Origin of the sequence: Pseudomonas sp. Q1-7 (assembly GCF_028010285.1) — a bacterium.
In the GTDB taxonomy this organism is placed as follows: domain Bacteria; phylum Pseudomonadota; class Gammaproteobacteria; order Pseudomonadales; family Pseudomonadaceae; genus Metapseudomonas.
Map to the genome: position 1 here is coordinate 588,151 of NZ_CP116304.1, position 19,064 is coordinate 607,214.

The 19,064-nt window shown below is 60.8% G+C and carries 16 protein-coding genes; 9 read left to right on the top strand and 7 right to left on the bottom strand.

Features of this window, described 5'->3' with window-relative positions; translation table 11 throughout:
- Position 1: 1 nt before the first annotated feature.
- From PJW05_RS02665 to PJW05_RS02675, 3 genes are all read left to right on the top strand, one after another.
- Positions 2–841, top strand: coding sequence for a phosphoglycolate phosphatase (locus PJW05_RS02665; RefSeq protein WP_271410400.1), 840 nt, complete (start codon positions 2–4; stop codon positions 839–841).
- A gap of 91 nt (positions 842–932) precedes the next feature.
- A complete protein-coding gene (trpE, locus tag PJW05_RS02670; protein ID WP_271410401.1) occupies positions 933–2,420 on the top strand; it encodes an anthranilate synthase component I in 1,488 nt (495 codons plus the stop codon).
- Between the two features lie 188 nt (positions 2,421–2,608).
- Positions 2,609–3,811, top strand: coding sequence for a tyrosine-type recombinase/integrase (locus PJW05_RS02675; RefSeq protein ID WP_108240747.1), 1,203 nt, complete (start codon positions 2,609–2,611; stop codon positions 3,809–3,811).
- Positions 3,812–3,959: 148 nt separating this feature from the next.
- Here the strand turns inward: PJW05_RS02675 and PJW05_RS02680 are convergent, their stop codons facing one another.
- Positions 3,960–4,808 (bottom strand): hypothetical protein, encoded by an 849-nt coding sequence (locus tag PJW05_RS02680; protein WP_226923099.1) that lies wholly within the window; start codon positions 4,806–4,808, stop codon positions 3,960–3,962.
- Positions 4,809–5,343: 535 nt separating this feature from the next.
- Between PJW05_RS02680 and PJW05_RS02685 the strand changes: the two genes are divergently transcribed.
- Positions 5,344–5,544 (top strand): helix-turn-helix transcriptional regulator, encoded by a 201-nt coding sequence (locus PJW05_RS02685; protein WP_031690312.1) that lies wholly within the window; start codon positions 5,344–5,346, stop codon positions 5,542–5,544.
- 324 nt (positions 5,545–5,868) lie between these two features.
- On the top strand, positions 5,869–6,525 hold the full coding sequence (locus PJW05_RS02690; protein WP_108240748.1) for an inovirus Gp2 family protein: 657 nt from the start codon (positions 5,869–5,871) through the stop codon (positions 6,523–6,525).
- 627 nt (positions 6,526–7,152) lie between these two features.
- Here the strand turns inward: PJW05_RS02690 and PJW05_RS02695 are convergent.
- The 6 genes from PJW05_RS02695 to PJW05_RS02720 all read right to left on the bottom strand — a co-directional run bounded on the left by PJW05_RS02695 (position 7,153) and on the right by PJW05_RS02720 (position 11,215).
- Positions 7,153–7,455, bottom strand: a complete 303-nt coding sequence (locus PJW05_RS02695; protein ID WP_049951345.1) for a hypothetical protein — start codon at positions 7,453–7,455, stop codon at positions 7,153–7,155.
- A gap of 9 nt (positions 7,456–7,464) precedes the next feature.
- Entirely contained in the window at positions 7,465–7,647 is a 183-nt protein-coding gene (locus tag PJW05_RS02700) for a hypothetical protein (protein WP_031690315.1), read from the bottom strand.
- Positions 7,648–7,657: 10 nt separating this feature from the next.
- Positions 7,658–8,155 carry a RadC family protein gene (radC, locus tag PJW05_RS02705; RefSeq protein WP_108240750.1) on the bottom strand — a complete coding sequence of 166 codons (498 nt, stop codon included), beginning with the start codon at positions 8,153–8,155 and terminating at the stop codon, positions 7,658–7,660.
- Positions 8,127–9,077, bottom strand: coding sequence for a recombination directionality factor (locus PJW05_RS02710; RefSeq protein ID WP_108240751.1), 951 nt, complete (start codon positions 9,075–9,077; stop codon positions 8,127–8,129). Before PJW05_RS02710 ends, radC begins: the two co-directional genes overlap by 29 nt.
- Positions 9,078–9,166: 89 nt before the next feature.
- On the bottom strand, positions 9,167–10,171 hold the full coding sequence (locus PJW05_RS02715) for a YqaJ viral recombinase family nuclease (RefSeq protein ID WP_108240752.1): 1,005 nt from the start codon (positions 10,169–10,171) through the stop codon (positions 9,167–9,169).
- 75 nt (positions 10,172–10,246) lie between these two features.
- Complete coding sequence (locus tag PJW05_RS02720) at positions 10,247–11,215, bottom strand: DUF932 domain-containing protein (RefSeq protein ID WP_031690319.1); 969 nt, start codon at positions 11,213–11,215, stop codon at positions 10,247–10,249.
- Positions 11,216–12,152: 937 nt separating this feature from the next.
- On the opposite strand from PJW05_RS02720, the gene PJW05_RS02730 reads away from it, so the two are divergent.
- The 4 genes from PJW05_RS02730 to PJW05_RS02745 all read left to right on the top strand — a co-directional run bounded on the left by PJW05_RS02730 (position 12,153) and on the right by PJW05_RS02745 (position 19,049).
- Positions 12,153–13,964 (top strand): DUF1302 domain-containing protein, encoded by a 1,812-nt coding sequence (locus tag PJW05_RS02730; protein ID WP_108240753.1) that lies wholly within the window; start codon positions 12,153–12,155, stop codon positions 13,962–13,964.
- A gap of 54 nt (positions 13,965–14,018) precedes the next feature.
- A complete protein-coding gene (locus tag PJW05_RS02735; protein ID WP_226923107.1) occupies positions 14,019–15,323 on the top strand; it encodes a DUF1329 domain-containing protein in 1,305 nt (434 codons plus the stop codon).
- Positions 15,324–15,389: 66 nt separating this feature from the next.
- A complete protein-coding gene (locus PJW05_RS02740) occupies positions 15,390–16,553 on the top strand; it encodes a saccharopine dehydrogenase family protein (RefSeq protein WP_108240755.1) in 1,164 nt (387 codons plus the stop codon).
- 24 nt (positions 16,554–16,577) lie between these two features.
- Positions 16,578–19,049 carry a helix-turn-helix transcriptional regulator gene (locus tag PJW05_RS02745; protein WP_108240756.1) on the top strand — a complete coding sequence of 824 codons (2,472 nt, stop codon included), beginning with the start codon at positions 16,578–16,580 and terminating at the stop codon, positions 19,047–19,049.
- The last annotated feature ends 15 nt before the right edge of the window (positions 19,050–19,064 follow it).

The window sequence follows — 19,064 nt, forward strand, 5'->3', positions numbered from 1 at the left end:
TATGAGCGCCTTGCAGCAACTCTTCGAGGGACAACTGCCACGCCTGGTGATGTTCGACCTGGATGGCACCCTGGTGGACTCGGTCCCGGATCTGGCGGCCGCTGTCGATCGCATGCTGGGCGCCCTCGGCCGTCCGGCGGCGGGTGTCGAGCGGGTCCGCGAGTGGGTCGGCAACGGCGCCCGGGTGCTGGTGCGTCGCGCCCTGGCCGGTGATATCGACCATGCCGCCGTGCACGACAGCGATGCCGAGCGCGGACTTGAACTGTTCATGGAGGCGTACGCGGACAGTCACGCCCTCACGACGGTCTACCCGGGAGTGACGGAAACTCTCAAGTGGCTGAAGAACAAGGGCGTGGAGCTGGCGCTGGTCACCAACAAACCCGAGCGCTTCGTCGCACCGCTGCTGGACGAAATGAAGCTGGGCCGTTACTTCCCGCTGATCATTGCCGGCGACACCCTGCCGCAGCAGAAGCCCGATCCGGCCGCGCTGCTCCATGTGATGCACATGACCGGGGTCGGTCGCGCCGAGGCGCTGTTTGTCGGCGACTCGCGCAACGACGTGCTCGCGGCCAAGGCCGCCGGGGTGAAATGCGTGGCCCTGAGCTACGGTTACAACCACGGTCGGCCCATCGCCGAAGAGGCGCCGGCCCTGGTGGTGGATGACCTGCGTGAGCTGCTTCCTGGCGGTTGCGCCGCTTACGACGCTGCGCTAATGTCGCCGGACTCCTCCGACAATCCGCCTCAACGAGACGCAAACGTGGTGGTTCCCAGCAAGCATTGGCTCGAACGAGCAGGAATGAAGATCATCAAGGCTGTCGCCCGTTGGCGCTGGCGCGCCTGAATTCATTCTGGCCGGATGCTCCGGCGCGCTTGCACACCGATGTTTTCATCTCAAGGAGTCCCCAGCGGACTCCCCGCCCACGAGGCTGATCATGACCCGCGAAGAATTCCTGCGTTTGGCCGCCGAAGGCTATAACCGCATTCCGCTTGCGTTCGAGACCCTGGCGGACTTCGACACCCCGCTGTCCCTCTACCTGAAGCTCGCCGACACCCCCTACTCCTACCTGCTGGAGTCCGTGCAGGGCGGCGAGAAATGGGGCCGTTATTCCATCATCGGCCTGCAGAGCCGTACCGTCCTGCGGGCCCATGGCCTGAAAGTCGGCGTCAGCGTTGATGACGTCGAGGTCGAGTCCCACGACTGCGAAGACCCGCTGGCCTTCGTCGAGGCATTCAAGGAGCGCTACCAGGTGGCGCCGATCGCCGGCCTGCCGCGTTTCAATGGCGGTCTGGTGGGCTACTTTGGCTACGACTGCGTGCGTTACGTGGAAAAACGCCTGGCCAACTGCCCGAATCCCGATCCGCTGGGCACCCCGGATATCCTGCTGATGGTGTCCGATGCGGTGATCGTGTTCGACAACCTGGCCGGCAAGCTGCACGCCATCGTACTGGCCGACCCGAATCAGCCCGATGCGTTCGAACAGGGACAGGCGCGTCTCGCCGAGCTGCGCCAGAAGCTGCGCCAGCCGGTGGTGCCGCGCCTGGGCGTGGACCCGAGCCAGCCGGTGGGCGGCGAGCCGGACTTCCGCTCCAGCTTCACCCGTGAGGACTACGAGCAAGCGGTGCGGGAAATCAAGGAATACATCCTGGCCGGCGACTGCATGCAGGTGGTGATCTCCCAGCGCATGTCGATTCCCTTCAAGGCCGCGCCCATCGATCTCTATCGCGCCCTGCGCTGCTTCAACCCCACCCCCTACATGTACTTCTTCAACTTCGGCGATTTCCACGTGGTGGGGAGTTCGCCGGAGGTGCTGGTGCGGGTCGAGGATGGCCTGGTCACCGTACGCCCCATCGCCGGCACCCGCCCGCGTGGCGCCACCGAGGAGGCCGACCGGGCCCTGGAAGCAGACCTGCTGTCCGATGCCAAGGAACTCGCCGAACACCTGATGCTGATCGACCTCGGCCGCAACGACGTCGGCCGTGTCTCCAGCACCGGCTCGGTGAAAGTCACCGAGAAGATGGTGATCGAGCGTTACTCGAACGTGATGCACATCGTTTCCAACGTCACCGGCCAGCTCAAGGACGGCGTTTCCGCCATGGCGGCACTGCGCGCCATCCTGCCGGCCGGCACCCTCTCCGGTGCGCCGAAGATCCGCGCCATGGAGATCATCGACCAACTCGAACCGGTCAAGCGCGGCGTCTACGGTGGCGCCGTGGGCTACCTGGCCTGGAACGGCAACATGGACACCGCCATCGCGATCCGCACCGCGGTCATCAAGGACGGCGAACTGCACGTGCAAGCCGGCGCCGGCATCGTCGCCGACTCGGTCCCGGCACTGGAATGGGAGGAGACGCTGAACAAGCGCCGCGCCATGTTCCGTGCCGTGGCCCTCGCCGAACAGCCCGCCAAGACCGACGCTTGAGGATTGCACCATGCTGCTGATGATCGATAAGCAGCATTGGCTTCTATTGATGTCCGTAAGAGTCTATTCGCCTTCGTAAGGCCCAGCAAAACCAGTAGCTTAACGTCCCTTGTCGTCCATGGCGTTCGTTGGCATCTACGAATAATGCGGGTATCGTTGCGGGTATCGAAATTCGGATACCCGCAGATATGCCCCTGACAGATGCCAAGGTTCGCAACGCCAAGCCTGCCGAGAAACCGCTCAAGCTGACCGACGGTGGCGGGTTGTATCTTGAGGTGCGTCCTACCGGTGCCAAACTCTGGCGACTCCGCTATCGCATAGATGGCAAGGAGAATGTGTTTGCCATTGGCAGCTACCCGGAGTTCGGACTGGCTGATGCGCGCAGCGAGAGGGAAAAGACCAGGCCACTGATTCGCCAGGGTATCCATCCGTCACACAACAGGCAGGCCGAACGGCTGGCTATCAGCGCTGCGAACGCGAACACCTTCGAGGCGGTTGCACGCGAGTGGATCAAAAAGAAGGCGCCAGGCTGGACGCCTTACTACTTGCGCCAGGTTGAGCGATTCATGGCGGCAGATGTTTTCCCCTTCGTGGGGAGGCTGCCGATACGCAATGTATCTGCCGCGCATCTGTTGGAGATTCTCGATCGAATTGAAGCCCGAGGCGCTTCAACGGTGGCGCTGCTCGTAAGGCAGTGGTCGTCGGCGGTCTTTCGATACGCCGTCGCGACATTACGCGCCGACGCCGATCCGGCGGCAGCCCTGAAAGGCGCTATCCACCGGCCCAAGGTGCAGCATCACAAGCCGCTCAGTCGTGAGCAGGTAGTCGACTTCTCCAGGGCATTGGAACAATACGGCGGCTACAGGACTACAGTGATCGCGCTGCGCCTTATGCTGCTCACCTTTGTTCGCACCGTAGAGCTCCGCAAGGCGGAGTGGAGTGAATTCGATCTGGATCGGGCTGAGTGGCGTATTCCTGCGGAGCGCATGAAGATGCGAGAGCCGCACATCGTTCCGCTATCCAGGCAGGCGGTCGATCTGCTGCGTGAACTGCACACCCACACGGGCGGTCGTCGGCTTCTATTTCCCAACTATCGCAGGCCGAACGAGTGCATGACTGCCACGACGCTGAACCGGGCGCTTGAGCGCATGGGATTCAATGGCAAGGACAGCATCGGCTTTTCGGCGCATGGCTTTCGTGCGACAGCCTCGACCATGCTGAACGAAATGGGATATCGCTCAGACGTGATCGAGCGTCAGTTGGCACATGCCGAGAGAAACAAGGTGCGCGCAAGCTACAACCAGGCTGAGTATCTGGAAGAACGACGCCAGATGATGCAGGCGTGGGCCGACGAAGTTGATGCTCAAGTTGTGGCGAAGGGGTGCTCCTGAGTTTTTCTTAATTCGCTGGTTGTGCTCGAAAATTTATTGCTCTCGCATGGGTATTTGGTAAACCTCTGGCAGCCTTGCTAATAATCTGGATGCCTCTGTGGAATATTTTTGGCGCGGCTATGGATGTATCTTTCTGTCCGCGAAGTGTTTAGCTGTCGATCAGCGGTTTTAGTCTTTCTGGGATGTAAATTCCTTTTTCTTCCTCCATTTGTAGCAATATATCTAGGACTTGAGTTCGCTTCAGGTTATGTTTATCGGCTAGATTGTCAAGTCGCTTGATGGTCTTGTCGGATAGGATGAAATTGTATTGCTTCTTGCCTGTCATTTTGGCGCGGTATTTGTTTTGGCTCCATCGTTTCTTGATGGATTCCATAAGCAGGGTTTTGTCTGATGCTGTGAGGAATTGCGAGTCAAAAAAAATAATAAAGTCGTTTTTTTCTTGAAATGGGGTTTGCTGGAAAAGCAAGGATGAATATTTGTTTTTGGCCATTTCCCATGCGGTATTCAGTTTTTCGCGCTCATCTGCATCATCGAACCATTTGAACATATGGTCTGAGCTTGTATGGAGCTCCCATTCCCATTTTATCTGGCTTACTAGCGCTGACTTTTGAGTCTGATCCGTTTGCCAGGTGTCAATTGTCGCAATGGTTAGATCTCTTCCGGTTAGATTGGCGGGGCTGACTAAGTAGTTATTTCCATTCTTCTCGGCAAGCTTCCTGATTAGAAAAATATTTTGTCTTTTGTCATTTGTTATCCACTGCAGGCTTTGCGCGGGTAGGAGGGAAATAGCACTTTGCGCTTCTATAAAGTCGGCGCGATGGGGGTCCTGGTTGATTACCTCTGCCATTCGGTCACGCATGCCGGGGCTTCTGAATTCTCCTAAGTAGGCTTGCGGGGAGTGGAACTTTATAAAGAACCATAGCCAGGTGGTGAATCGGCTGTCGGCATTTAAGCCGCGAAATGTTCTTTGGAGTTTGTCGTTTATGTGGATTGCCATGTCTGCGGCTCTTACTGGTAGTGATGCAAGTGATGGAATGGGAGTATTTGACCAATCTCTAGTAGATTAATAGATGATAAATAGTCGTTTTCCAGATGTTTTATAGATGTTTTCTAGTGTAATCCTAGCGCTTTCCTAGAATGTCAAAGGTAGCTCTAATGCTAGTATACACGGGGCTTTCATGAGGTAAAACTTGTGCTCAGGGCATGGTGGGATCTGTCACCGGTGCTCCCTGCGAGTGGAAAGGCCTGTGTCTGGTGTCCAAATGAGGTGATCGGCAGGCGACAAGTTGTGACTACGGCTGAGGAGGGTGAGCGTCGAGTGCTCGGTCGTTCATTTATCTGCGAAATGTCCCCTCTTCAGTTGGAGTCGCATGTTGGGTGGTGCGTCTGCATTTCTGCTGTCAGTGCGGGGCGGAGTTGCTGTGAGTGTGCTGGATTGAAGTTTCTGCCCTGTATTCTGGGGTGGACGCTGCTCGCTGAATGTAAAGAATTACGCGCAAGCCAGATCTGATGAGTCAAATTAGGAGCTCATCATGAAAGTAATTCGACTGCAGCAGGTGATGGAAATGACTGGTCTGGGGCGCTCGACGGTTTACAAATATGTCTCCGAAAACTGGTTCCCGAAGCCGATTTCCTTGGGAGGGCGGAGTGTGGGCTGGCTAGAGAGTGAGGTCAAAGAGTGGATCCTAGATCGAATTGAAGAGCGCGACACGCAAAGGGCTGTTTCGGTTTGACTTTAAAGTTTGCTTTGGCTTTGAGGACGGAGGTTGTCACGGTCAGGTTAGCTGGCTGTGGCAATTTTTTTCCAGAGTTTATTTTTGACGTTTTGCATGGTTATTTTTAGGCGTCTACCTGATGGCTCTGGGTGCTTTAATTGTTTGGTCTTTCGGTATTGGTAGTATGCTTTATTGTTGATATATCAAGTGTCGTTAGGAGTGGGTGTGTATAGGTGATGGATTTCAGGCATTCACAGATGCCTGAGTGATGTGTTCGATGGTGTGCTGTTAAAAAGTACTCATCGCTAGAAGGATATGAAACTAGCACTGGAGTATTTGGAAATGCAGCGTCATCCTCAAAACAAAAATCTGATGATTCATGATGCAAGCAGCTATTGTGGAATGCCTATTCAGGTCGATAAAGGGCCTTTTATTCGGCAGTATCTAGAAAGACTCCGCAGCACTACGGAGCGGGCTGTTCAGCAGTATTCTCGTGTGTTCGCATTTAGGGTTGATCTGAGGTTCCCTGCGGGCGTTGATCTACCTGAAAGCCATTGCACGAATCAGGTAATTGATCGATTTGTCGAGTCGTTCAAGGCCAAGATACGGCACAATCGTCGAATGGCGCGCATGCAGAACAAGAATGCGCATGACAGTAACGTCCGGTGCGTCTGGGCTAGGGAGACTGGGCAGCATGGAAGGCCTCACTATCACGTGGCTTTCCTGCTGAACTTCGACGCCTTCAATGCCCTTGGCAAGTTCGAGGCCGGAAGGGACAACATGTTCAACCGTCTTGAGGGGGCATGGGCCAGTGCCTTGGGGCTGTCAGTCGAAGCGGTCAGGGGGCTGGTCGAGATACCGACCAATTCAGCCTACTGTCTGCGTCGCAATGACCCGCAGAGTCAGGCCGACTTTTTCTACAGGGCCAGCTACCTCTGCAAGGCAGCCACCAAGGTTTATGGGGATGGCCAGCATGGCTTCGGTGCGAGCCGGCTCTGACAGCCCTTCGCAATGTCTTACGTGCTGCCCCTCCAGCAGAGTGGTTGTCAGCAAAACGGAACGGGCGGCGGCAGGGGCACCATTGGCTCAGAGAGCGTGGAGACTTCGCTGCTCGTCCCAGCTGGAAGGGGCTATACCACAGAGGTTTTGCTGGGCGACAGCTTTGCTCCCGCAGAACAGGTGGGCATGATGCAGTCATTGAAAATGGAAGCCCTCCTGATCGGGACAAGGAGTGCGGTGTGCTGGATCTGAAGAATGGCGATGGCTTGAAGGAAGCCTGTGAGCATGCAATGGACGCCAAGTACCGTAGCAGTCGGAGTGCGGTGCTGGATGCCATGGCTTCCGCCCACTTATACGGACGATGCCGGGGAGCCTGGTGTCGGAGGAGCTCGTGCGCATGGACGGCAAGTTGAAAGCTGCTCAGTATTTTCTCGGAGGGTAGGTTTTTGGACAGTCCGTCGGGTAATCCACTGGGACTGTCCAAAAGAATGTCCGAAACGCCTGAGAAGGTAGGCAGGCGAAGGAAGTTTTTGGCCAGCAGGCATTGCGCTGGCCATATCGGGGAAGGGAAATGGCTAAAAAGAGTACTCCGAGGATCAACTTATCCAGGCGCCTACCGTCGAACTGCTACAGAAGCAGCTCGGCTGGCAGGGGCTGTCCGCCCAGGACGAGGAAGGCTTTGGATAGGACGGCCTGCTGGGGCGCCGCAGCGACAGCGAGGTGGTGTTCACCCGCGAGGTGCAGGCCGCGCTCAAACGCCTGAACCCCGGTTTGCCGGAAGATGCGTACAGCCAGGCGCTGAGGCAGGTGGTGCAGGACGACATCACCAAGACGCTGCTGCAGCTGGCCGTGACTTGCTGGGACGACAAAAAAATAAGGAGAGGACATGACCAGCGTGAGCAGCTTGGCGTGCTGCTCACGCTGGTCCATGCCATTTTGTCAGTGGGGTGGTTCGTCTGCAGTCTGTTGTAATCGGCTGAAGATCCAGCAGGTCAGCAGCACGGCAATCAGCAGCGGTGGAAAACGGACCATCATAATCACCAGCAGCAGAAGGCCCAGGCAGCCCGCGAGGATGCCGGCGAACATGAACACGGCAGCCAAGGTCCGCAGTAGCTTTTTCATGGCTTTTTCCTCACAGGTAGCCTTGTTCTGCCAGCGACACGCAGCTCTCGTGGCCCACCACGATATGGTCCAGGGTTCGCACACCGACCAGATTCAGGGCCTCTCGCACTTTGTGCGTCAGGTTGAGATCCGCTTGGCTGGGTTCTGGATCACCGGATGGGTGGTTATGAACCAACACGGCTGCTGCGGTGTTGTGTTCCAGCGCGACCTTGACGATTTCTCGAGGATAGACGCTGGCGCCATCGAGCGTGCCTCTGAACATCTCCTGGAAGGTAATCACCCGATGCCGGCTGTCGAGCAGAAGCAGGGCGAATACCTCATGCTCATGGTCGGCGAGCAGCGCCTGCAGGTGGCTGAACACCTCCTTCGGTGAGGTCAGTGCTCGTCCTCGGCGCAGACGCAAATTGGCCAACTGGCGGGCCATCAACAGGATGTCGGTTTCGGTGACCGGTGACTCGACCAGGTAGGTGCCGGTCGATTCACCGGCCTTCAGCTTGTGCAGGCGCATGCTGGGCTCCTTGATGGTCATCAGTCGGTGGGGTATGGCGCTGGGCTTGGGCCTCCAGCTTCTCGGCCAGTCTGGCTTTCGAAGCCCCCTGGATTGTCTGGGGGAATGCCGATGGGCTTTCCTCGGCGGGGTAGAACTCCTCGGCGACGGCACCAGCATCTTCCTCGCTGTCCTCGAACGCGCCATTGCCAAAGCCACGCTGCGCCGCTTCATCCAAGGCGGTCTGGTCGAAGCCTGCGGCCTGTCGCTGCACATCGAGCTCATTGGCCGATAACAGAGCCTCCGTCATGTCCATACCGGCGCGTACCGTCAGATCGACGTAGAAGATCGGTGTGCCATGGCTTTGCCGGGTGGACTTGCCGCGCAGCCGCAGCTCCAGCGGCAGGCACGCCAGGCGGTTGCCGGAGATGGCCTGGAAGTAATGCAGGCGAGCCGCCAGGGTGCGGATGCTGTTGAAACCGGTGGTGCGGAACACGAAGCTGCCCAGCGGATCGTCGTCGCCAATGACCACATTCAGCCGGCCGTAGGGCTTACACAAGCCGCCCCTGGCCAGCGGGCAGGCATCCGGCGAAGGGCAGGACAGCGACTGCATGCCGTCCTGGGTGATGCGCTTGCAGGTCTCGCCATTGCCCACGCAAAGCGGGCGTCCGGACTGCCGGTCGAATAGGGTGTAGTCGGCGCGAAAATTCAGCTCTGGCTCGTTGAACAGCAGGCGCACCGGTATGCTGCGCAGCTTGTCGTCCTTGCCCTGGCGCAATTCGTCGTTGAGTGGGTGCAGCAGCCAGCCGTCCTTGCCTTGTACCTGGGAGGTGATGGTGAACTGGTCATCCTTCTCCGGCAGACGCTTGCCGTTTTTCTCGATGACCTTGCCGATGGAGATGCGCCCGAGCACCGGCGGGGTGATAGCCAAACCTTTGAGCATGGTGGTTCTCCTGGAAATGAAAAAAGCCAGCCACACAGCGCTAACTGCATGGACTGGCCAAGGGGAGGGAGGGGTGAAAGAGATGGAAATCAGCCGACCAGGAAACGCCGCGCACCGGGTTTCAGCAGTGGGTACTTGGCCTGCAGGTAAGGCTTGTCCTGGAGCAGCTGAGCGACATCGAGGCCGACGCTGTCCTTGGCTTTGCGCCAACTGACGTAGCCGCTGGAGAACTCTGCCCGGCTGGCATCGCCCATGGCCTGTTGCAGCATCTGCTTGAGCTCGGCCTCGCGCTTTTCCTTGTCGGCAATCGACTGGCGAACGGCCTTGAGCTCAATGAAGGCAGCGGTCAGTCCGGCGTGGTGGCTGAAGTCGACGACCTGGCCGTTGTCCTCCGGATAGAGGCAACGCAGGGCCGTTTCGGCGGAAGCGGTGCCATCGGCCGGCGGTGGCGTATCGGCCTCCACGTAGTGCCAGAACTTGCGTTCCAACTCGATCAGGCGCGCGATCATCTGCTCGTCCCGTTCGATGCGGTGGATCTCCAGCGTCTGGCCGCCGAGCAGCACGGCCACATCCGCGGCCTGCTTGCCGGTGACCGCTAGCTGGTGCATGACCTGCAACTGCACATACTCAGGCACGCCTTCCTTCCAGAGGCGTGCGCCGTTTATGCCGGCGGTCTTGCATTCGAGGATCTGCACATCGTCGGCCCCGATCACCTCGCGGTCGATGTTGGCCAGCATCCAGGGCAGCGCCGGATCGGGATGCTGCAGCACGGCGTTGATGCGCCGCACCTTGTTCTTCGTGCGCTTGCTGTAATGCCAGGCCACGATGGGCTCCAGGACGTTGCCCCAGTACATCGGGCTTTCCTCATCCTGGGGATCGGCCTTCGGCAGCGTGGTATCCCGGCCGGTCTTCTCCAGCCACAGTTCCAGCTGCGACTTGTAGGGATTCAGGCCGACCGCCGATGCAGCATCCGAACTGCCGATGCCTTGCTTGCGGATCTGCAGCCAGTCCTCGCGCGGCAGCTCCTTGGTGCTGACCAGACGCAGGGCAGGGCGTTTCTTGCTGGTGCTGCCGTTCAATGACGTTGCTTTCATGGTATTCACCTGCAGACATAAAAACGCCCGACCAGCACAAGGCTGACCGGGCGCGAGGGTTGAGGTAATTGAGGGTTAAGCGGCGAGTTGCAGCGCGGCATCCAGGGCGCGTTGCTTGATCTGCGCACCCTGGCCGAACCAGGCCGAGTCCATGCGGTACTCGTTGCTGCGCGCACGGCGCTCGTGGTCGACGTACTCGGTCACGGCATTGAGCAGGCCCCAGGCGGTGCCGCGTGCCGAGTCCAGCTGGCTACCGCGACCACGACCTTCGTACAGCTCCTGGACCTTACGCAGGGCGCGCTCGTTGGGTAGTTGCTCGGGTAGAGCGCCGGTCGGGCTGGTCTCGCACATCACGTTCATGAAGAAGCCCAGCGCCTCATGCCATTGCACCTTGCGTTCGGCCAGCGCACGCATGCGGTACATAAACTCATCCCACTGGGATACCGCGATACCGAGTTGCTTCTTCACCACCTTGGGATCGAAGCGGGTGTTGTGCGGCACCTTGATCGCCCGGCTGGTGCCGTCCAGGGCGATGGTCAGGGTGTTGTTGCAGACCACGCGCACCGTGGTCGGCGTTGCCGTGGTGGCCAGGGTGCCGTCGCAGGAGGTCGCCAGCAGCAGGTAGCCGTTGACCTGGTCGTTGCCCTTGAGCGCTGCGCCTTGCCCGGTACGCGCCAGCGCCCAGAACTTGCGGCCACCCTTGAGTACGCCGGCGGTTTCCAGCTCGTAGCCGGACACCTCGGTAAGGTCTCGGTAAAACTCCAGCACTTCCCTTGGCTGTACGGTGTGGTAGCGCTGCGAGACCACCGACAGCGGGGCCTTGGTGTCCGAACGGAATAGCACCTTTTGCTCGGGGAAGGAATGAATCGCGCCCAGGTGGCCGACGGCATCGGATTTGAAATGGACGGGGCTCTCCAAAATTTGCCAATCCATGCCGGCTTCGTGTTGCCAGACCTCGATGGGCTGTTTCTGAGTGAGCTGGTTGCCCAGGCCGTGCCAGGGGGTGGCGCCGGCGTAGGCCATAGTTTCGATGAAATGAGCCATTGATAACTCCTTGCCCACAGGCAATATGTGACGCCGGCCAACTGATGGTGGCCAGTTCTCGGCGCGTAGAAGATGTAGAGAGGAGAGCTTCAGGGAAGCGGGCTTTGAGCCCAGAATCTGCGACTGCTGGGTGGGGTCAGTCGCGGTTGTGCGAAAACGCTAATCCGCAGTCCTGGCACTCGTAGTTGTCGAGCACACGGGTATCAAACTCTTCACCCATTTTGGCGCCAGCCAGGCCACCGGCTACTCCGCCGGCCAGGCCACCCAAGATCGCACCGGCGAGGCCGCCGAGTGTCATTCCAACTGGACCCGCGAAGGCCCCCAACGCGGCGCCACTTTGCGCGCCAGCCATGGCGCTGGCAGCACCGCTGGCCGTTCCGCCGACGGCCCCGACGACGCCTCCAATCTTGCGGGCATGGTTGCGGGTTGCGATGCGAAGGGAACCACAAGAAGGGCAGCAAACTGTCATCTTTCAGACTCCTGTTCCAAGGGAAGGGCTGAAGAGGGCGATACCTGCCCATCTTCCCTTGAGTAATACAGGTCTGAAATTTTTTTGGATCCGATGTTCTATAGAATTACTACTGTGGTGAGCACGGCAGCTGCGGGGCGTCGACCCGAGCCTGAAGGCCTTTGCCAGCTATGCCCGCCTGAACGTCGGTATAGCAGCTAGGGATTCGGGGTTTGGAGTAGGAGTGGCGTTGGCCTGCCACGAGAGATCCTCCGCAAGGGGCTTTAAATGGTGTCCACCCAGCAGGTGGACACCATACCGCCAGTTGGAGGGACTGGTAGGTGCGTCGGCCGGAGACATACTTACTGTTATTTTTGAAGCATCACACGAGGGAGGGAGTGGCGAATACCTACTAAGAGGCATTCTCTCTACTACGTTGTGACTGCGAATCTGGCGTCTCCGAGGGGCATCCCCTTCACAGGAGGCGCTATGAGATTAAGAACAATAAAGACAATACGGCGACAACCCATATTGCTGTCGCTGATTTCTCTGACCCTGGGCACTCAGGCACAGGCTCTGAACTTTGATGTCGGGGCGATCCAGGGGAGCTTCGACAGCACCCTTTCCGTCGGTGCGAGCTGGGCCCTGCGTGATCCGGATCGGGACTTCGTTGGCGTCGGTAACGGCGGGACGGCATCGACCCTGTCGTCCGACGACGGTCGCTTGAACTTCAAGAAACACGACCTGATCTCCAATACCTTCAAGGGCGTTCACGATCTGGAGCTGAAGTACGGCGACAGCGGTGTATTTCTGCGGGGCAAGTACTGGTACGACTTCGAGCTGAAGGATGGTCACCAGCGGCTTTACGACATTGACGACAGCGGCCGGGCCCGCAGCGCCAAAGCCTCGGGTGCGGAGATTCTCGACGCCTTCGTCTATACCGGCTACGAAATCAACGAGCTGGCCGGCACAGCGCGCCTCGGCAAACAGGTGGTCAGCTGGGGCGAGAACCTGTTCATCCGCGGCGTCAACCAGATCAACCCCATCGACGTGGCCGCCTTCCGCCGCCCAGGCGCGGAGATCAAGGAGGGCCTGATCCCGGTCAACATGTTCTATCTCGGCCAAGACTTGGCCAACAATCTGTCCATGGAGGCCTTCTACCAGCTCGAATGGGACAAGACCGTGGTCGACAACTGCGGCACTTTCTTCTCGGGTACAGATGTGGTGGCCGATGGCTGCAATGATCGCAATCTGATCTTCGGCAGCGACTTCAACCCGAACAATGCCGGCAACCTGTTCATCCCGCGCCTTAAGGACCGTGATGCTCGCGATGGTGGGCAGTACGGTGTGGCGCTGCGCTGGTTCGTGCCTGAGCTGAACGACACCGAAATCGGCCTCTATGCCATGAACCTGCATAGCCGGATGCCCGTTTACAGCGTCGCGAGCAGTTCGGTGCTGGATGTGACCGATCCGGGCTTTGATCCCAACCTGGTCGGCAACTCGCCCAAGGCCGGTTACCTCATCGAGTACCCCGAGGACATGCGCCTGTATGGACTGAGCTTCCAGACCACCCTCGGGAGCACTTCGGTTAGCGGGGAGTTCAGCTACCGGCCGAACATGCCGCTGCAGCTCAATAGCACAGACCTCACATTCGCCGCACTCGGGCTCGACTCGGTGACCGGCCTTCCGCCGGCCTGGGGTGGGGTAGGGCAGCCAATCAGCCCCTCGGTGATCCAGAACGGTCCTCTGCGACCCGGCGCCTACATGGCGGGCTACAAGCGTATGCCGGTCAGCCAGGTGCAACTGGCAGCGATCCACTTCATTGATCAGATCGCGGGTGCGGAGCGTATGTCGCTCCTGGGAGAGGTGGCTTACAACCGCATCAGTGGCCTGAAGAGCGGGCCCGGAGAACTGCGCTTTGGCCGCGACTCCATTTACGGCTACGGGGAAGTGGGTGTCCCGGGTCTCTGCGAGGGGCTTCTGAATACCGACAACTCCGACAACTGTAATGGCCACGGTTTCTATACCAGTGGCTCCTGGGGGTACCGCCTGGCTACCAGCCTGGAATACAGCAACGTCATTGCCGGCATCAACCTCACGCCTGAGATTGCCTGGTCCCACGACGTAGATGGCTATGGCCCCAACTTCAACGAGGGCGCCAAATCGGTGTACCTGGCGCTCAACGCCAGCTACCAGAACCGCTACAGCGCCACGCTTTCCTACACCGATTTCTTCGGTGGCGAGTTCAATCCGACTACTGACCGCGACTATGTCGCAGCCAGCGTCAGTGTCAGCTTCTAACTAGAGGAAAACGCCATGAGAATGCATTTATGGTTGCCTTTCGCCTGGCTGGTCATGGGCGGCTCCAGCCTGCCAGTGGTTGCGGCTGATTTCACTGGCCTCACTCCCCTGGGGGCCGAGAAGGCCGGCAACAAAGAGGGGACTATTCCCGCATGGACCGGAGGTTTGCCAATCGACGCGGCCAGTGTCGATGGCAAGGGCTTTCTTTCCAACCCTTTTGCCGGCGAGAAGCCGCTGTTCGTGATCACTGCACAGAACGCCGATCGATACAGCGAGCACCTCAGCGAAGGGCAGTTGGCGATGCTGCGCCGCTATCCGGAAACCTATCGCCTGCCCGTGTATCCGACCCACCGCACGCTCGCCTTGCCTGAGCGTCTTTATAGGGCTGCCGCCACCAATGCCGAGGTCACCAAACTTGGTTCGAACGGACTGAGCATCGAAAACTTCACCACCAGCTACTACCCGTTCCCGCTACCTAAGACGGGTACCGAGGTGATATGGAACCACCAGGCCCGCTATCACGGAGGCAATTTCCGGCGCTGGATCACCCAGGTAACGCCCCAGGTGAATGGCGACTTCACCACCGTGCATTTCGAGGAGGAAATTGTCGAACCGGCTCAGGCCGAGGGCATCGAGCCTGCGCGAGCACAAAACCTGCTGCAACTGTTCAAGCAGAAGGTGACTGCCCCAGCGCGCCTGGCCGGAAACGTGCTGCTGGTGTACGAGACACTCGACCAGTTGAAGGAGCCGCGTCTTGCCTGGGTCTACAACTCTGGCCAGCGCCGCGTCCGGCGAGCCCCGCAGGTGGCGTACGACGGTCCCGGTACCGCCTCGGATGGACTGCGCACCACCGACAACTTCGACATGTTCGGCGGGGCAATGGATCGTTACGACTGGAAGCTGCTGGGTAAGCGCGAGGTTTACATCCCCTACAACAGCTATGAGTTGGACTCTCCCGCGCTCAAGTACGAGCAGGTCATCAAGGCTGGCCACATCAACCAGGATCTGGCGCGCTACGAGCTGCATCGGGTCTGGGTGGTCGAGGCGACTCTCAAGGAAGGCCAGCGCAATATCTACGCCAAGCGAGTGTTCTACGTCGACGAGGACAGCTGGCAGATCGCTTTGGCCGATCACTTCGACGGGCGGGGGCAACTGTGGCGCGTAGGTGAAGGGCATGCCCAGCAGTACTTCGACCATCAGCACATGGGTTACACCCTCGAAGCCCTCTACGACCTGCAGGCAGGCCGCTATCTGGCGCTGGGCATGAAGAACGAGGAGGCGCGCAACTTCGAATATGGCTTCAAAGCGCGGATGAGCGACTACACCCCTTCGGCGCTGCGCAAGAGCGGCGTGCGCTGAAATCACTCCATCAGGCCGGAGCACTTCGCTTCGGCCAACCAATCGCAATCAGGCAGGAGAGGCCTAATGAAAGTTTTGTCCATCGGTGGCGGCGGCGGCATGGGAAGAACCACGGCCCGCACCGCACTGGGATTCCCGTTCGTCGAGGAGATCGTCCTGGCCGGCATCGACCATGAGCGTGCCGACCGCTTCGCCCGGTCGTTGAACGACCCGCGCATCCGCGCAATCTACCTGGACATCACCGACGAGAACGCCCTGCGCCAGGCGATCCGCCAGTGCGACGTGGTCCTCAACTCCGCCGGCCCGTTCTTCCGGTTTGGCCTGCCGGTGCTGCGTGCAGCCATCGCCGAAGGCAAGAACTACTGCGACATCTGCGATGACTGGGAGCCGACCCTGGACATGCTCGCCCTCGACGAGGAGGCGAGGCGCCAGGGCGTCACAGCGGTCATCGGGCTCGGTGCCAGCCCTGGCATCGCCAACCTGCTGGCAGTCAAGGCTGCCGAGCAACTGGACGAAGTGCACGAACTGTACTCGGCCTGGCGCCTGTCCAATGCCCACAACGAGGATGATGGTTTCTTCGACGAGAACGAGGCCAATACCGACGCGGCGGCAGTGCACCTGGTGCACTGCCTCACCGAGAGGATTCCGCTGGTGCGCGACGGTCGCGTCGAGGACCGCTTGCCGCTGGAGCATTGCGGCTTCGACTACCCGGGCGTCGGCAAACTGGATATCTGGACCATCGGCCACCCGGAGGCGGTCACCCTGCCGCGCCACTACACCGGTCTGCACCACTGCCTGAACGGCATGCTCGGTGTCGAAACCATCATCGACGACCTGCGCCAGTTGGCGGAACAAGTACGCGCCGGCGCGATGAGCTTGGAGCAGGCCGCTGCCCTGCTGACCAGCGACGGTGGCCGCGAGAAGCGCCGACAGCGCCTGCAGGAGCATGAAGGTCCCGACGCGCCGGGCATCCTGGCTTATGCCAGCGGCCTCAAGGACGGCCGGCCGGCGCGCGCCGGAGCGCGCCTGAAGCATGTGCCAAGCGGAGGCATGAGCGCGGTCACCGGTATCCCCCATGCGTTGTTCCTGCCGCTGCTGCATCAGGGAGCGGTGAAGGGAGCTGGGGTATTCTCCCCCGAGCAGGTCGTCGATGCCGATGCCTTCTTCGCCTTGTTGAACGGCTTCGTCGAAGGGCAGGACTGCGGCCTGACCGTGACATTCGCCCACTGACCCCGCGACCGGAGGACGAGCAGTATGACCACGTCAAGCGACACCTCGAGAATGCCGGGCCTGGTCGTGCGCACTCGTCTGCTGGAACGGCTCGAGCCCGAACGTTGTCGGCGCATCCGCCTACTGCATGCGCCGGCCGGCTTCGGCAAGAGCGAACTGGCCCGCCAGTTCGCCGAGAGGGCCCGGCAGCCGCTACTGTGGCTGGACCTGCACAGTTCGACGGACGGGCTCGGGCACCTCTGCAGTCGGCTCGCCGAGCTGCTCGGCCTCGCCGCCGGGGTCTCCCCCGGCCAGGTGGAGGAGGCCCTGCAACGGCATGCCGATGCCCTCGTCGTGCTGGACGGTTACAGCGCCGAGGCCGCTGCGGACAAATGGCTCGAACGCCTGGTCGAGACCTCCCCGCTCAACCTGCAGTGGCTGGTCTGCGCCCGCCGCCGACCCGCCTGGCAGATCGGCCGCTGGCTGCTGGCCGACGACCTGCTCATGCTGGATGGCGATGAGCTGGCTTTTACCGGCGGCGAGACCGAATTGCTGCTGTCGCGGTTGAACATGACCCGCAGCATTTCCGCCGAGGGCCTGCAGCGGCAGAGCGACGGCTGGGTTGCCGGTATCCGTCTGCACCTGCTCTCGTTGCAATCGGCCGGCCAGCGTGCCAGCGGCCTGCTGCACCGAAATGCGCTGATCCAGGACTACCTCGACCACGAAGTGCTGGACGGCCTGTCGGCGCGGGCGCTCGACCTGCTGCGGGTCATCGCCCAGGCACCCTTCGTCGACGGCCCGCTCTGCGCCTTCCTCGCCGACGACCCGCTGGCGCTCAACCGGCTGCTCGAACAGCAGCTGTTCCTGCGCCGCCTGCCCGGCTCCGAGGACCGCTTCACGCTGTACGCGCCACTCAGGCGGATCCTCCGGGAGCGCTACCCGGACCAGGCCGCTCAATTGCTCGCCGCCAGCCACTGGCTGCATCTTGCCGGCGCTCACGTCGAGGCCTTCCGCTATGCGCTGGCCGCTGCGGACACCGCGCGGGCGCTGATTTCCCTGGGGCAGGCCGCCCCGCGCGAGTTGTATACCGGGCAGAACCTCAACTACCTCCTGGAGGGCATCGATCAACTGGGCCCGGACTGGCTCGAACAACACCCGCAGGCCCTGGAGATCATCGCCAGGTCCCTGCTGCTGGGGGGGCGCCTGGATCAGGCCGGAGCCGTCGTCGAACTGCTCGGGCAGCGAGACGGCGACCTATGCCTGGCCCTGGGCGCCGAACTGGCGCTGCAACGTGGCCAGGCGCAGAAGGCCTGCAGCCTGGGCTTGCAGACGCTCGACGGGCTGGCTCAAGACGGCCGCTGGGCGCAGATGATCCTCTGCCTGTCATGTCTGGTCCGCGCCAGCCTTGCCCTCGGCGACATCGTCACGGCCAGGCGGCTGCAGCAGCAGGGGCTCGAATTGTCGCGGCGCAAGGGCGAGGCGCTGTTCGAGTGCCTGCTGATGCTCGACCAGGCGCAGATCGACGAACTCGCCGGCGACCTGCCCCAGGCGCTCAGGGTGCTCGACCAGATCGACCTGCTGCTGGCCCAGAACCCGGGTTCCGCGCTGCTCAAGGGCGGCAAGTCGATCCGCCGCGGCTGGCTGCTGATCCTCACCGGTCAGGAGCAGCAGGCACGCCTGGTGCTCGAGGAGGGACTGCTGCTGACCCAGGCCTGCCGCAGCCCGGTGAGCCTCTACGGCCATGCCCTGCTGGCCCAGCTCGATGGCAACGCCGGCGACTTCGTTGCGGCGCAGCAGCGCCTGGCCAGCGCGCAGCGCCAGATGCATGCGTGGAACGTCGCCGAAGTCATCTACCGTGGCGTCCTGAGCATGAGCACTGCCAGGCTCTGGCTGCGCAGCAACCATTCCGGCCCGGCAGGCCAGCTGCTGTCGCGGCTGCGCGAGCAGTACGAGGGCGAGCGCGCCCTCACGCCGCCCAGTTCGTTCCCCGAGCTGCACGCCCTGCTGGGCTTCCTGCAGGCCGAGGTGCTGTGCTCCAGGGGCTCCTTCGGGGATGCGGGGCGCCTGCTCGATGCGGTTCTGAAGTGGGCCGAGGGAAATGCTTTCGACATCCTCGTCTGTCAGGCCCGCTACGCCCTGGGAGAGGTGCGCCGGATGAAGGGCGACATGCTCCAGGCGGAGCGTCTGCTCGCCTCGGCGGCGGCCATGGCCCTGCATCAGGGGCAGCACAGCCTGCTCACGGGCATTCAGTCCGCAGCGGCCGAGCCCAGGGCTGAAACCGACCCCGACAGCGCACCTGCCGGCATGCCGGCACAGGAAGGGGAGTTGCTCAGTCAGCGCGAACTGGTGGTACTCGGCCTGATAGCCAAGGGTTACTCCAACAGCGAGATTGCCTCAATCCTTTCGCTGTCCCTGCACACCGTGAAAACCCACGCCAAGCACATCAACGCGAAGCTGAAGGTCGGCAACCGGACGATGGCGGCGGCTCGAGCCAAAGCCCTTGGCTTGCTGTTGTGACTCTTTAAGGAAACG